13 protein-coding genes are annotated in these 14,701 nt (G+C 39.5%); all 13 read left to right on the top strand.

Annotation, left to right across the window (positions count from 1 at the left end):
- Positions 1 to 149 precede the first annotated feature (149 nt).
- From OQ289_RS19505 to OQ289_RS19445, 13 genes are read left to right on the top strand one after another with little or no spacing between them, the layout of a single operon-like run.
- The gene (locus tag OQ289_RS19505; RefSeq protein ID WP_270088424.1) at positions 150 to 1,343 is read left to right on the top strand and encodes an MraY family glycosyltransferase; all 1,194 of its coding nucleotides are present in this window, start codon (positions 150 to 152) and stop codon (positions 1,341 to 1,343) included.
- A gap of 30 nt (positions 1,344 to 1,373) precedes the next feature.
- Positions 1,374 to 2,333, top strand: a complete 960-nt coding sequence (locus tag OQ289_RS19500; RefSeq protein ID WP_270088423.1) for an NAD-dependent epimerase/dehydratase family protein — start codon at positions 1,374 to 1,376, stop codon at positions 2,331 to 2,333.
- 7 nt (positions 2,334 to 2,340) lie between these two features.
- Positions 2,341 to 3,858, top strand: coding sequence for a lipopolysaccharide biosynthesis protein (locus OQ289_RS19495; RefSeq protein WP_270088422.1), 1,518 nt, complete (start codon positions 2,341 to 2,343; stop codon positions 3,856 to 3,858).
- Complete coding sequence (locus tag OQ289_RS19490; RefSeq protein ID WP_270088421.1) at positions 3,843 to 4,757, top strand: glycosyltransferase family 2 protein; 915 nt, start codon at positions 3,843 to 3,845, stop codon at positions 4,755 to 4,757. Before OQ289_RS19495 ends, OQ289_RS19490 begins: the two co-directional genes overlap by 16 nt.
- A gap of 33 nt (positions 4,758 to 4,790) precedes the next feature.
- Positions 4,791 to 5,831 (top strand): nitroreductase family protein, encoded by a 1,041-nt coding sequence (locus OQ289_RS19485; protein ID WP_270088420.1) that lies wholly within the window; start codon positions 4,791 to 4,793, stop codon positions 5,829 to 5,831.
- Positions 5,832 to 5,840: 9 nt separating this feature from the next.
- Positions 5,841 to 7,025, top strand: coding sequence for a polysaccharide pyruvyl transferase family protein (locus OQ289_RS19480; protein WP_270088419.1), 1,185 nt, complete (start codon positions 5,841 to 5,843; stop codon positions 7,023 to 7,025).
- Positions 7,006 to 7,986 (top strand): glycosyltransferase family 2 protein, encoded by a 981-nt coding sequence (locus tag OQ289_RS19475; RefSeq protein WP_270088418.1) that lies wholly within the window; start codon positions 7,006 to 7,008, stop codon positions 7,984 to 7,986. Before OQ289_RS19480 ends, OQ289_RS19475 begins: the two co-directional genes overlap by 20 nt.
- A 5-nt stretch (positions 7,987 to 7,991) precedes the next feature.
- On the top strand, positions 7,992 to 8,921 hold the full coding sequence (locus OQ289_RS19470; RefSeq protein ID WP_270088417.1) for a glycosyltransferase family 8 protein: 930 nt from the start codon (positions 7,992 to 7,994) through the stop codon (positions 8,919 to 8,921).
- Between the two features lie 3 nt (positions 8,922 to 8,924).
- Positions 8,925 to 9,911, top strand: coding sequence for a glycosyltransferase family 2 protein (locus OQ289_RS19465; protein WP_270088416.1), 987 nt, complete (start codon positions 8,925 to 8,927; stop codon positions 9,909 to 9,911).
- A complete protein-coding gene (locus tag OQ289_RS19460) occupies positions 9,892 to 11,205 on the top strand; it encodes a hypothetical protein (protein WP_270088415.1) in 1,314 nt (437 codons plus the stop codon). Before OQ289_RS19465 ends, OQ289_RS19460 begins: the two co-directional genes overlap by 20 nt.
- 41 nt (positions 11,206 to 11,246) lie before the next feature.
- Positions 11,247 to 12,359 (top strand): glycosyltransferase family 4 protein, encoded by a 1,113-nt coding sequence (locus OQ289_RS19455; protein WP_270088414.1) that lies wholly within the window; start codon positions 11,247 to 11,249, stop codon positions 12,357 to 12,359.
- Positions 12,356 to 13,579 (top strand): glycosyltransferase family 4 protein, encoded by a 1,224-nt coding sequence (locus OQ289_RS19450; protein WP_270088413.1) that lies wholly within the window; start codon positions 12,356 to 12,358, stop codon positions 13,577 to 13,579. Before OQ289_RS19455 ends, OQ289_RS19450 begins: the two co-directional genes overlap by 4 nt.
- Positions 13,572 to 14,699 (top strand): glycosyltransferase, encoded by a 1,128-nt coding sequence (locus OQ289_RS19445; protein WP_270088412.1) that lies wholly within the window; start codon positions 13,572 to 13,574, stop codon positions 14,697 to 14,699. The genes OQ289_RS19450 and OQ289_RS19445 overlap by 8 nt, the downstream gene beginning before the upstream one ends.
- Positions 14,700 to 14,701: the final 2 nt, after the last annotated feature.

Below are 14,701 nucleotides of genomic sequence, written 5' to 3'. Positions count from 1 at the left end.
CTTTTTTCAGGTTCAGGAATAGTGCTACGACACAATGTGATTTTTTGAGGGACAATAAGTCCTTTCGGCCGTAGTCATTCATATAATAGCAGAACATCATTTAATATGTGTTTTGGTTAGTAATAAAAAAGAAGAAACCACGTAGCAGTATGAATATCCTAGTCCTTATTATTCCAACGGTTTTAGCGCTTATATTGAGCCGGTTGCTGATCCCTTTTATTATATTGGTAAGCTACAAAAAGAGACTTTTTGACCCAGTTGATGCGCGCAAGCAGCATACCAGGATTGTACCTCGGTTAGGAGGAGTGGCGTTTGCGCCTATTCAGTGCTGTCTATATGTTGTCACGTTAGTAGTCTTGGTCAAGGTTTTTAAAGCGGACCTAAACGTTGAGTCATGGGCGCTTCTACCTAGTTTTATGATGTTGATCTGCGGATTGGTCATGTTATTTATAGGGGGTATCGGTGATGATTTGGTGGGGCTGGATTATAAATGGAAATTTATCTTGCAGGTTGTAGTTGCCAGTTTACTGCCTTTATCTGGCCTTTGGATAAATCACCTGTATGGCTTGTTTGGACTGACTCATATTTCAGCCTGGATAGGAATGCCCCTTACTGTTTTTTTTGTAGTGCTTATCATCAACGCTATAAATATGATTGATGGTCTAGACGGTCTTTGTTCAGGTATAGTCAGTGTAGGTTGTATGGCGCTTGGCATCCTTTTTATTTATTATGGGGCTTGGCTACATGCTCTTTTTGCCATGATAACAGTAGGAGTACTTTTGCCCTTTTTCTTTATCAATGTGTATGGCGTAACGCGTCGCCGCAGGCAGATATTCATGGGAGATACAGGGAGTATGACACTTGGGTTTTCCATAGCTTTTCTGGTCGTCAGCTTTGCTATGAACAATCATTATATTAAACCCTTTTCAGAAGGAGCCATTGTCGTAGCGTTCTCCATATTAATTGTCCCCATATTGGACGTAGCCAGAGTAATGTACCTGCGATGGAGAGAAGGAGAGTCGATATTTAAGCCGGATCGAAATCATTTACATCACTTCTTTTTGGACGCAGGATTATCTCATCGGGCTACAATGGTGTGTATGATTATATTGGTGATTTTTTTCTGTCTTTTTAACATAGCGGTGTCTGGACTAATGAGCAACAACCTTATTGTTTTATTAAACCTTGTTTCATGGTGCCTATTTATAAGGGGCTGTGGCGTGCTTAAAAGGAAAAATTTTTTTAGTAAAGTACAAATCTTTATCAATGCAAATTGGGAAATAAAAAGTATAGCCAAGCAGCAGAATCCAAATGTCAATCCTGTCGGGACACCCGGCAAATAATGAAACGTAAAACCTAAAACTAATTAATAAATGAAAGTTACCATAATTGGCGGAAGTGGCTTTGTCGGCACACATCTGCTCAGCTATCTATGCGACAATGAAATAGCTAGTGTGATGAATATTGATAAAGTTACGTCCGAAAAATACCCGGAGGTTACACAGATTGGAGACGTGCTGGATCTGCCAAGGCTCAGCCAATTGCTGCATGGAACCGATGTGGTTGTCTTGCTTGCTGCAGAACACAGAGACGATGTAACACCTATATCGCAGTATTACACAGTAAATGTACAGGGTATTCGCAATACGCTCGAGGCCATGGAGGTGAATGGAGTAAAAAATATCTTATTCACCAGTTCAGTAGCGATTTATGGACTTGATAGACCTAATCCTGATGAATCATTTATACCCGCTCCTTTTAATCATTATGGAAAGAGTAAATGGAGAGCAGAGCTGGTTTTGAAAGAATGGTATAAAGATCATTCCGATTGGAATATTTCCATAGTACGCCCAACAGTAATTTTTGGAGAAGGCAATAGAGGGAATGTATTCAATTTGTTGAACCAAATAGCCAGTGGCAAATTTATGATGATCGGTAGTGGTAAAAATCAAAAATCGATGGCCTATGTCGGTAATGTTGTGGCTTTTATCGGGTACCTACTTGCGAAAGAAAATGAAGGATATCAGGTTTACAATTATGCAGACAAGCCTGATTTCAGTACGAATGATCTAGTCCATCATACAGGAATTATTTTGAACAAGAAGATTCCCACCCTGCGCATACCCTATTGGATCGGGATGATTGGGGGATATGGTTTCGATGTCTTGGCCAGCGTTACCCGGAAAAAGTTGAGTATTAGCTCTGTTAGAGTAAAAAAATTCTGTGCCGTCACCCAGTACGATGCTAACAAAGCTATTTCCAGCGGATTTGAGGCCCCATATGATCTGGAAGAGGGATTAAGGCGCATGTTAGAGTCAGAGTTTGGAAAATAAAATGGCAATGGATAGAAAAATAGCTCGTAATACGGCATTTCTTTACCTCAGGATGTTATTTACCATGGCAATCGGGTTTTATACATCTCGAGCACTTTTACAGACGCTAGGTGTCGAGGATTTTGGTATTTACAACCTGGTAGGGGGTGTGATTATGGTTCTGGCTTTTATATCCAATACAGTCATCTCTTCTCAGACCCGCTTTCTTGCTTTCAGTTTAGCAGATGAGTCTACTAAAGCTGTTCAAAAAACATTTTCACAATGTTGGACATCTACGCTTATAGTTGCTTTTTTACTTTTGCTAACATGCGAAACCATAGGGTTGTGGTGGATAGTGAATAAGGTTAATATTCCTGCAGAGAAGGCTGAGACCGCATTATGGATATTCCATTTCAGTGTGGCCAATATGTTTGTATCTATGCTCGGAATTCCTTTTTGCGCCATACTTATCGCCTATGAGCGCATGAATATGTATGCTGGAATTAGTGTATTGAACTCGATATGTTCGTTGGTTATTATTTATCTCTTACAGCAAGGTTTTTGGGATTTAAATCTCGCGGTCTTATATACCTGTATGTTATTTCTAGTTAGTTGTGCTATGCAGTTGTTTTATATAGTTTATTCAAAAAAGCTATTTAGGGCCGTCAATTTTAAGCTAAATTTTGGAGTGGGGTTGAAAAGCTTGCTTACCTATTCATCTTGGGATCTCTATGGCAACCTAGCGGTAGCTGGACGCACATCTGGGATTGCTATATTACAAAATTTATTTTTTGGTGTTGCCATCAACGCAGCAATTGGAATCGCCAATCAAGTGCAGGGAGTGGTGAATCAGTTTGCTTCAAATATACTCTTCGCTTCCAAACCGCGGGTTATAAAATATTATGCAGAAGGTGATATTGATCAAATGTTGAATTTGATGATCAAGACTACTAAATATTCTACCTTATTATTGTGTGTGGTAGCGCTACCGTTGATCGTCGATGTGGATATCGTACTGTATATTTGGCTAGGGGTTTTACCTGCTCATAGTGGTACTCTTGTTCAGTGGTTTTTGCTATTCATTATTGGCGCAAATTTTTCACAAGGCATTTTAATGGGAATCCATGCTACCGGTAAAATCAAAAAATCGAGCCTGGTCAATGGAAGCTTATACCTCTTGGTATTACCCATATCTTATTTATCCTTCAAAAATGGAGGCAGTCCAACATTACCCTATATTTTAAATTTTGTTTTCGTTTTGTTAGGAGGCCTTTTAAATGGCTTCTACTTCAAAGCAGAGGTGCCTCAGTTTAAGATAAGCGAATTCTATAGTAAGGCTATATTGCCACCTGTAATTTTATCTTTAATCGTTTATGTCATCCTTTTATTGGTTAAGGGGTATTTTCAAAATGGTTTTCTTGGGTTTGCAGTCCTGATGAGTGTTTCCACTCTGCTGATGAGTGTCTTCTCTTGGATCTTCATTTTTGATAGAGAAATCAAACTTCAAGTTTTAAAGAAAATTAAGGGGCCATGGTACCGAAGCTAGTCTCTATTCTCACGCCCTGTTTTAATAGTACAGGGTTTATCGCTCAGTTGTTAGAATCCGTCCTGCAGCAAGACTATCCTTGTATTGAACATATTTTAATCGACGATGGCTCTACCGATGGACTGCCTGACTTTTTAGAGCGGGGAGCATGGTTTCAGCGGTTTAGCGAGAAAGGGTTTAAACTGTATTATCATTATCAGGTCAATCAAGGCCAAGCTGTCGCTATCAACGCAGGCCTACAGCTGTATAACGGAAGCTATGTCACATGGCCAGATAGCGATGATTATTACCGAACAGCTACGGCCATATCTACGTTCGTCAAAACAATGGAAATACAATCAGTAGATATTGTACGTTGTTACCCCTTAGTGGTGAATGAACATGGCGAGGGTAGACCCTTAGAATATGGTGCAAAAAAATCGGATGCACACGTGTTTTACGATTGCCTGTTAGAATCGGATTTTTGGTTTTCGCCGATCTGCTACTTTTTCACGGCGCAATCATTGCAAGACATATTGGGCAACAAAATCTTGGAAAGTAGAGTAGGCCAAAATTTTCAATTGTTCCTGCCGCTATTTTACTATGGAAAGCTATACACTTTGTCCGAACAATTGGTTGCTTACTTGGTTCGGACTGACTCCCATTCGCACAGGAGCAGAACCAGTCAGCAGACTATTAAACGGTTGGATGATATTCTAAATCTAAAATATACATTATTGGATAAATATAATCTACAGGTTGACAGAAAAGTAATTAGGCTCCTTCAAAAAAAGAAAGATGCAGCTGCAATACATGCCTTGGTTAACTCCCGTCAATTTAGACAAGCCATTGATTATATCAGTAATCGCGCATATTTTCCAATGCATGCCGTAAAAATATGGCTAAAGTACATTTTTTAGGGACAAAAATCGAGGTAACCAGTTATATAAGTTATGGAGACATTTACAACATATTTGAGGGAATTACTGCGGCCTATTTTAGAGATTAATAGTATTCGAAAAGCTTTGGAAAGCAGATTCCTGTTCCGGAATTTTAAAGAAGATGCGCGTCTCTATCAGAAATATGCAGCAGCGTTTGACGCAGATAAGTTTAAAAACAAAGAGGCACACCTCATATTGCACTATCATTCCTTAGAGAAGGGAATGCTTTTCAATAAAATGAAAGGCGGATTTGGAGCATATCGCCTCAAAAAGCTACATGCTATCTTGACCGATCCAGAGATTATACTGAATAGAAGTAAATCACAGGTGCGGGTAGGGTATCAGGTGATGTGCCAATATTATGAGCTCCATAGGCAGGCTGGATACGATTTAGAAGATTTATTTACCTACGCGCAGTATAACTTTTACAAGTCTATATTGGGGGAGGATTATACAGCAGCGTTTCGTGGTGTTTTAGAATGGACGAAAGATCAGTTTTATACACATGTAGATTCCAATTTTGCAGATTTCGCTCGTTCCCGTAAGAGCGTTCGCAATTTTACAGGTGAGTATATTGCCGAAGAAGTCATTCGTAAAGTTGTTGAATTGGCAAATACGGCACCTTCCGTGTGTAATCGTCAGGCCAGCAATGTATATCTTATTCAGGATAAAATTCAAATAGAGCGTATTCTAGCCGTACAAGGCGGTTTTGCAGGGTATGAACAACACGTCAGTCAGCTTTTGATTGTTACCAATGATAGGCGCTACTATTATACGATCGGCGAGCGCAACCAGCTTTATATAGATGGCGGTCTTTACCTGATGAACCTTCTTTATGCGTTACACTATTACAGGATTGGTAACTGTCCTGCAAATTGGGGTAAAAATATAAAAGAAGAGTTACCCATAAATGCTGTTGTGTCCATACCACCTTCTGAAAAGATAATTTGTATTGTACCTATAGGTGTAGTCCCTTATCAATTTAAAACCACACTTTCACAGCGAAGAGTCGTCTCAGAAAATCTAATTGTAGTGGATACAGATACAAAATAGAAAAGAACTATGAAGAAGATAGCGATATTGACACAGCCATTGAAAGGAAATTACGGAGGGATAATTCAAAATTATGCATTACAGGAAGTTTTACGGGGGGGCGGGTTTGAAGTAGAGACCATAGCCCGGGAATACGGGCGGGACGCGACTGCAACTCGACGATTCTTAGCACATCTGAAAAATGACACCTACAATTGGGTAGTAGGTAAGAGGAAAAAAATCTTTTCCAAGAAAGAAGCCGAATTTATTTTTGCTGAAAATACCAGGTTCATTCAGGAACGTATTGGTCTCTCCCCTAAATTATACGATACAGCGGGACTTGCTCAATACTTTAAAAATAGAGATTTTGATGCGGTCATCGTTGGAAGTGATCAGACCTGGCGTCCCAAATACTCACCTGCTATCGGGAATTATTTTTTAGATTTTCTCGTGGATAATAGCCGTATTTATAAGATGGCTTATGCAGCATCCTTTGGAACAGACGAATGGGAGTTTACGGAAAGGGAGCGGGAGGAATGTAGCACCTTAATAGAGCATTTTGATGCCGTATCTGTTCGAGAAAAATCGGCTGTTTCCTTATGTCAGCAGTTTCTAAACGTGGAAGCCGAATGGGTGCTGGACCCTACATTATTGCTTACGCAGGCAGACTATCGAAAGTTGTATAGCCATAAAGATGGACACAAAAAAGGAGTCTTTACTTATATATTAGATACCGATGTGAAAAAGCGGGAATTAGTAGAAAAGGTAGCTAATAAGCTGAATGTATCCGTCTATACCCATCAGCCACATCGTCCCATTGAAGGTGGGAATGTGTATGATTTTGATAACCTGGATGATTTTAAATATCCGGCACCAGAAGGATGGCTGCAGTCTTTTGATGACGCTGATTTCGTCCTTACCGATTCTTTTCACGGGACTGTTTTTGCCATCCTCTTTAACAAACCTTTTTACGCTATCGTAAATGATGCGCGCGGAGCAGCTCGGTTTCACTCGCTACTGCAGATGTTTGATCTGGAACATAGGTTAATAACCTGTATAGACACTTTTAAACTAAATACGGGGAAACTGGATATTAATTACCAACACGTTAATGAAAAATTGACCCAATGGAGAGGAAAGTGTGCTGTTTTTCTGCAGCAAAATCTGGCGAATTTGTTAAATGACCACAAGGCTTATGAAAAATTTTCAGTTTAAAATAAGTGTCATCGTCCCTGTTTTCAATGTCGTGGGATATTTGGAAAGAGCTTTGGAAAGTCTATTTAATCAAACGCTGCAAGACATGGAGTTTGTGCTGGTGGACGATTGTAGCACCGACGGAAGCTACGAACTTTTGCTAGATATATTGGAGAGAAATCATACCCTACAAAACCGTATCCAAATTAGTAGACACGAACAAAACAAAGGTGTAGCTGCTACACGTAATACCGGTTTGTCATTAGCAAAAGGAAAGTATTTGGGAGCCATAGATCCAGACGATTGGGCAGACTTAGATATGTTTGAGAACATGCTTAAAACGGCAGAAGAAAACAATGCGGACATCGTTTGGTGCGATTATTTTAATGAGTATCCACAGCAGCAGGTCTACGTTAAGCAAGATTTTAAAGAAGAGCATTTGGATGGTATTCAGGGATTGATACAAGGTAAAATATTAGGCGGGATGTGCACCAAACTAGTTGCTCATGATTTATTTACCAAGCACCATATCCAGTTTCCAGAAGGATTGAATATGTGCGAAGATCTTAGGGTGAATGTACAGCTATTCTATTATGCTGATCGAGTAGCCTATTTAAAGCAAGCCCCGTACCATTATACCAAATATAGGGAAGACTCACTGAGTGTATCTAGTGAATTTCAACCCGTCGTTAATAAAAGCTGGATTTTAAACATAGCAGCAATTGAAGGTTTTATAATGGATAAACACATGAATCACTTGAAGAAAGATATCCAACTACTCAAACTGATACCAAAGCAAAACCTCTTGGTACGCGCTACCAAAATTGTACACTACAAAGCTTGGAATAGTATTTTTCCAGAATCCAATAGATATATATGGAAAGGAAGTCTACCGTGGTATTATAAGCTTATAGCAGTCTGTGTCATGAATGAAATATGGTTCATACCGAAATTATGGATGCAACTCAAAAGAATGAAATGAAGATTATGAAAAGAATTCCGGTTGTACTTTGTTTTGATGATAAGTTGTTAATGCCTGCAGGTGTATGTATTAATTCCTTATTGATGCACGCTCATGAAAACACTTTTTACCACATTTTCATTTTGCATGATAGCGATTGTGTTTTTCCACAGGCAGGTTACCTCGATCTGCTGTCTAGTGTATATCCCAACTGTGCCATCGAGTATCGGTGCGTAGGTCCAGAGTTTAAAGAGGCCTTTCAGGTTCGCGGCATTACACAGGCTACCTATTACCGTTTACTGATACCGGATATTGTGACCGGATATGACAAGTTGATGTATCATGATGTAGATGTGATATTTCGAACAGACCTCAGTCATGTATTTGAACAGACCGATTTGACAGACAGTTATTTAGCAGGTGTAGTAGCTCCTTCCTTTATGGACCTGGAGATGCAGAGCTATATTAAAGGATTGGGATTGAACCCAGTCGCATATGTACTGGCTGGCAATATCATAATGAATGTAAAGAAAATGCGTGACGATGGGGTCGTCCATCTTTTTCGGAAGATGGTGTCTGAGTCTTCGTATAGATACCAAGATATGGATATTCTTAATTTGGTGTGTAGAGGGTCTATAAAATATCTTCCCCCAACATTTTGCGGTACCATCGAGATGTTCAAATTAAAAGCACATCGTGTAGAGACTGCCGTATATACGCAACAAGACTTAGACCAGTTGGATGTAGACGGAATTGTTCATTATAATGGTCCAAAGCCTTGGAAGGAGTGGTGTCCTAATCTTGATATTTGGTGGGAATACTACCGTAAATCTCCTTTTTACGATTCACGGTATTACTTTGATTTTTACATGAATAAGGGAAGGGAACAAGACAGCATGTCCTTCAAAAACCGGCTCAAATTATTGGTTAATTATTTTTATCACCGTAATCGTTAATTCATGAATACGATGAAAGTTTCCATCATAGTTCCCATATATCGGGTAGAAGAGCATATTGAGCGCTGTGCGCGCTCCCTTATGGAGCAGAGTTATCGGAATATAGAATACATATTTGTAGACGATGCCTCTCCTGATAAAAGTATGGCGCGATTGGAGAAATTACTGACAGACTATCCGGAGAGGAGGGAATCGATCCAAATCATTACACACGATGAAAATAAAGGCCTGCCGACAGCCCGGAATTCAGGCTTGCGGGTGGCTAATGGCGATTATATTTTTCACTGTGATAGTGACGATTGGGTAGATGAATGCATGATAAGCGAACTGATTGCTGTTGCCCAACAAGAAGATGTAGATATTATATATACGGATTTTTATCTATCCTTTCACACGAATGAGCGTTATATGCGACAGCCAGAATTTAAAATGCCCATGGACTGTCTTCAAGGTATGTTGTGCGGCAGTATGAAATTTAATGTATGGAATAAATTAATAAAGAGGAAGCTCTATGTAGATCACGGAATCGTATTTCCTACGGGACAAAGTATGGGCGAAGATATGACCATTATTAAACTTTTTTGTAAAGCAAATACGGTAAAATATATACCTAATGGTTATTACCATTATATGCAAACCAATCCAAATGCTCATACCAAACGCTTCTCCGAACGACAATTGGTGGAGATACAACGCAATTTAGAAGATGTGGTTCGATATATTGAGCAACATGTCGCTATGGATTTAAACAGAGAGGTAGCATACTTTAAACTCAATATGAAACTTCCCTTACTTATATCTTTAGATACAAAAATGTATGCACTGTGGCGGAATTGGTTTCCAGAGGCAAACCTATTTATAAAAAACAATCCAGCATTTTCCTTACGGGCTAAGTTTATTCAGTATGCCGCATTAAAACGTATGGATTGGCTAGTGAAATTATACAACCAATTGGTAATAAGATTTGTTTATGGAATTATATTTAGATAAAGTAGAATCTGGTGACTTGTTTCACACCAGTAAAAAATCAAGCTCTATTCTTTCCAGCTTTTTGGTTGGAATAATCGTAAGCTGCTATTTTTTTCCTTTTGAGCTTTACGCATTACCCGAGGGACTTAATACGAAGATCATGTTGGCTGCGGTTGGAATTGCTCTTCTGGGATTTGATGTTATACAGCGTAGAAGTTTGGTTTTAAAAAGCACACTTTTACCGCTCATGCTGTTGGCCTTGCTTTTCAGTATGTGGGGGTATATAGCTATGGACATCAATCATTCTCATGACGATGCTTATGCATCCTATTGGATATCCTTCTCGACTTGGCTCTTAGGAGCATATACCGTAATCTCCCTTATTCGATATATGCACGGCTATGTACATTTTAACCTGCTCATCGATTACCTGGTCGCTGTATGTGTAGCACAGTGCATGATAGCGCTGCTTATAGATTATATACCTGCCGTAAAAAACGTCGTGGATACTTATATATCCCAAAAAACCATTATCGAAGTCGAGTTTCTAGAGAAAGTAAATCGACTGTATGGTATTGGAGCTGCGGTAGACGTAGCCGGTACCCGTTTTTCAATCGTACTTATTGCTCTTGCCGCAGTCTTGATTAAAGCCAAGGATCGACCGAATAGTGCGACTTACGTCATGCTATATTGGGCTGCATTTGTTTTTATTGCAATCGTGGGCAACATGATTTCCAGAACCACAACGATAGGAATGGTCATGGGCTTGGTGTATATCTTAGGCAACGCACACATCCTGTACAATGAGATGCCTATTGAAAATTTGAGATTATGGCGTACGATTATTCTTGTTACTGGTCTTTTAGCAGGTATTGCGATGTATTATTATCATACGGATGCAGTGATTAGAGAGCAGCTTCGATTTGGCTTCGAAGGTTTTTTTAATTGGCTCGAAAAAGGCGAGTGGACCACCACCTCGACAGAAAGACTTAACGAAGTGATGTGGATATGGCCAGACGCAGACGACTATAAAACCTGGATTATCGGAAAAGCACTTTTTTCCAACTGGCATGACGTAGGTACGGATATCGGCTATTGTAGGTTTGTATTTTACAGCGGTCTTTTGGGGCTGTTTACCTTTTCGTTTTTTTTTGTGTACAACGCTTGGGTAGGTATACAGCAGTTTCCTACATATAGAATGTTTTTCTTCATGCTTTTAGCACTTAGTTTTATCATTTGGTTCAAGGTATCTACCGACTTATTTTTAATATATGCGCTGTTTTTATGTATGGATAAGGAGGGCCAACGAAAATGAGAATCGTGTATTGCATTAAAGGAACCTTCAATTCTGGTGGAATGGAACGAGTCCTAAGTAATAAGGCCAATTATTTAGCGAATAATGGATATGACGTAGGGGTAATCACGACGGACCAAAAGGAAAAGCTACCTTACTTTTTTATGGATCCAAGAATTATCCAGCATGATTTAGGAATAAATTACAGTGATAATGAAGGGAAATCGCTCTGGAGGAAAGTGCTTTCGTACGTACTCAAACAAAAACAACATCGTAAAAAGTTAACCGCTATTTTGAAGGAGTGGCAAGCGGATATCGTAATCTCCATGTTTGATCATGAGGTGACCCTTTTACATCAGATTGAAGATGGTAGTAGTAAAGTGCTGGAAATCCATTTTTCAAGATTTAAGCGTTTGCAATACGATAAGAAGGGGGTATGGGCGCTGGTCAATAAGTGGCGCAGTTGGCAGGATTTGCGATTGGCCAAGCGCTATGACAAATTTGTCGTATTGACTGAAGAAGATCGAAACTATTGGGGACAATTGCGCAACCTAGCCGTAATACCTAATAGTAATAGCTTTGAGACAGTAGAAACAGCAGTTCTAAAGAACAAAAGAGCTATTGCTGTTGGACGATTCGACTATCAAAAGGGATTTGATGAGCTAATTCAAATTTGGCAAAAAATTCAGAATAGCTATCCTGGTTGGTGTCTTGATATCGTTGGGGAAGGACCCTTAGAAGCGTCTTACAGCTTGATGATAGAAAAGTTAGGACTTCAAAATGCTGTGTTTCTGCGGCCTCCAGAAAAGGATATTAAAAAGACATATTTGAAATACTCTTTTCTAGTGATGACTTCTCGATACGAAGGGTTTGGAATGGTGCTGACGGAGGCTCAGGTGTGTGGACTACCCGTTATAGCTTATGCTTGTAAATGTGGACCACGCGATATCATAGTGGACGGGGTGAATGGTTTTTTGATTGAAGATCGTGATGGACAAAAAATGGAAAGTCGTATTGCGCAACTTATAGATGATGAGTTATTAAGAGAGGATATGGGAGTGTTAGGGAAAATGATGTCATCCCGTTTTTCAGAAAAGCAGGTGATGCTGCGATGGAGTGACTTATTTAATAATATAGTAGCTAACAGCGTAAATTCAAAAAATAGAAGAAGATGAAGACAATTGTCGTATCAGCAGTTAATTTGAATGTCGGAGGAACATTGACCATTCTGCGAGATTGTTTGCAGTATTTGTCGCTGTTGGCTAGGCAGGAAGGTTATCGTGTTATCGCTATTGTCCATAAAAAAGAGTTAGCAGATTACCCTTATATTGAATATATCGAAAACCAGTGGCCAAAGAAGCGATGGATAAATCGATTATGGTTTGAATATGTATCTCTAAAAAAGGTGTCTAGACAGATCGGTGATATAACCCTGTGGCTTTCATTACATGATACTACGCCTAATGTATTCGCAAAGAGTCAAGCCGTGTATTGTCATAATCCTTTTCCTTTTTACAAATGGAGTTGGCGTGAGTGCTTGCTGGCACCTAAGATTGTAATGTTTTCGCTGTTTTCAAGTTGGATATACAAAAAGGGAATACGCAAGAATAAGGCCGTAATCGTACAACAACAGTGGCTTAGAGATGAGTTTTTTCATCGGTATGGACTATCAGCGGATAGAGTGATTTTGGCTTTGCCAGATGTGCCTCAAATCGATGTGTCGTCTATCGATAGTGAAAAAAAACGTACAAAGAACTTTCGTTTTATATGTGCTTCTTCTGCAAATAGCCATAAGAATTTTGAATGCTTGTGCCAAGCTACGAAAATTTTAGAACAGCGGGCTTTATCGATAGATTTTGAGGTGTGCTTGACGATTTCAGGTGATGAAAATAATTACGCAAGATGGTTATACCGCAAATGGGGACGTTCTGTAAAAGCACTTAAATTCATCGGATTCCAAAATCGAAAATCCCTTTTTTCATACTATAAAGATAGTGAATGCCTGATATTTCCGTCAAAGGTAGAGACTTGGGGGCTTCCTATTTCCGAATTCGCCGTCTTTGACAAGCCTATGTTGCTTAGTGATACATCTTATGCCAGAGAAACAGCAGCTGGAAGTAATCGCATTTCATTTTTTGATGCTGATAATCCTATTCAATTGGCGGAACAGATGAGAAGGATGTTGGAAAAGGATACTTCTTTTTTAGCCCCGATACCTTCGGTCCGAATATCCGATCCTGTTTCTCACAATTGGGAGGAAACTTTTCAACTTTTACTGAAAGAGGAAAACAACGCATCTATAGGCGAGGGGCGAGTAAGACAGGAAGATCAAGCTTTAGCATTGGGAAGTTCAGAAGGTGTAAGTAGTAGCATAATAGGCATTTCACATGGATAATAAAGAGACACTTCGGGTATTGCAGTTAGGCAAATTTTATCCCATCAGAGGTGGTGTGGAGAAAGTGATGTACGAGTTAATGCTTGGATTATCTGAAAGAAAGATACAATGTGATATGCTTTGTGCAGCTACAGAAGGACATGCTGCGGGTGTTACGGTACTCAATTCTTACGCAAAGCTGATGGTGATGCCTACTTTGTTGAAGCTGTCCGCAACGATGTTGGCGCCAAGGATGATTACCGTATTACGTAAAATTGCAAAGGATTACCAGATTGTACATATTCATCATCCCGATCCAATGGCTTGCTTAGCATTATTTTTGTCAGGATTTAAAGGTACTGTTGTGTTGCATTGGCATGCTGATATCCTCAAACAAAAGCTTTTGTTAAAGTTATATAGCCCCTTGCAAAGATGGTTAATCAAAAGAGCCGATAAGATTGTAGGTACAACGCCTGTATATGTGGAGCAATCCCCCTTTTTAAAGAAAGTACAGTACAAAATCGATTATATTCCTATCGGCATATTACCCATGGAGCGTAAAGACATCGATGCCGCATGTATTCGTGCTAAGTATTCTGCAAAGTATATTATATTTTCTTTGGGACGTCTAGTGGAATATAAAGGGTATGAGTACTTAATTCGATCAGCGCAGCACCTAGATGAGCGTTACCAAGTATTGATAGGAGGAAAAGGACCGCTAAAGGAGGAATTACATATGCTGATCAATACTCTAGGCTTAGCGAACAGAGTCTTTTTGTTGGGCTTCTTGACCGATGAAGAAACTTTGTCCCATTTCGCCGCGTCCGATGTATTCTGCATGAGCTCCATTTGGAAAACGGAGGCATTCGGCATCGTACAGATCGAAGCGATGAGTTTAGGGATACCCGTCGTTTCTACTTCTATTGCGGCATCAGGGGTAAGCTGGGTAAATAAGCATGGGCAGTCCGGGCTAGTAGTCCCTCCACAAAATGAAATGGCATTAGCCAATGCAATCAAGGAAGTTTGTGAGTATCCTGACTCAAAGAATAAATTAAAAAAAGGCAGTTTTGAAAGGTTCGAAGAAAACTTTACGCGGGATAAAATGATCGATAAATGCCTTCAAGTTTATAAAAACCCTTAAGA

The sequence above is a fragment of the Sphingobacterium sp. SYP-B4668 genome, assembly GCF_027627455.1.
Classification (GTDB): domain Bacteria; phylum Bacteroidota; class Bacteroidia; order Sphingobacteriales; family Sphingobacteriaceae; genus Sphingobacterium.
The sequence above is the reverse complement of the archived record's forward strand: the minus strand, read 5'-3'. Positions and strand labels throughout refer to the sequence as shown.

Bases quoted from the DNA above. Each gene is read 5' to 3' on its own strand.
- OQ289_RS19505 (WP_270088424.1), top strand. From the start codon at position 150: ATGAATATCCTAGTCCTTATTATTCCAACGGTTTTAGCGCTTATATTG.
- OQ289_RS19500 (WP_270088423.1), top strand. From the start codon at position 1,374: ATGAAAGTTACCATAATTGGCGGAAGTGGCTTTGTCGGCACACATCTG.
- OQ289_RS19495 (WP_270088422.1), top strand. From the start codon at position 2,341: ATGGATAGAAAAATAGCTCGTAATACGGCATTTCTTTACCTCAGGATG.
- OQ289_RS19490 (WP_270088421.1), top strand. From the start codon at position 3,843: ATGGTACCGAAGCTAGTCTCTATTCTCACGCCCTGTTTTAATAGTACA.
- OQ289_RS19485 (WP_270088420.1), top strand. From the start codon at position 4,791: ATGGAGACATTTACAACATATTTGAGGGAATTACTGCGGCCTATTTTA.
- OQ289_RS19480 (WP_270088419.1), top strand. From the start codon at position 5,841: ATGAAGAAGATAGCGATATTGACACAGCCATTGAAAGGAAATTACGGA.
- OQ289_RS19475 (WP_270088418.1), top strand. From the start codon at position 7,006: ATGAAAAATTTTCAGTTTAAAATAAGTGTCATCGTCCCTGTTTTCAAT.
- OQ289_RS19470 (WP_270088417.1), top strand. From the start codon at position 7,992: ATGAAAAGAATTCCGGTTGTACTTTGTTTTGATGATAAGTTGTTAATG.
- OQ289_RS19465 (WP_270088416.1), top strand. From the start codon at position 8,925: ATGAATACGATGAAAGTTTCCATCATAGTTCCCATATATCGGGTAGAA.
- OQ289_RS19460 (WP_270088415.1), top strand. From the start codon at position 9,892: ATGGAATTATATTTAGATAAAGTAGAATCTGGTGACTTGTTTCACACC.
- OQ289_RS19455 (WP_270088414.1), top strand. From the start codon at position 11,247: ATGGAACGAGTCCTAAGTAATAAGGCCAATTATTTAGCGAATAATGGA.
- OQ289_RS19450 (WP_270088413.1), top strand. From the start codon at position 12,356: ATGAAGACAATTGTCGTATCAGCAGTTAATTTGAATGTCGGAGGAACA.
- OQ289_RS19445 (WP_270088412.1), top strand. From the start codon at position 13,572: ATGGATAATAAAGAGACACTTCGGGTATTGCAGTTAGGCAAATTTTAT.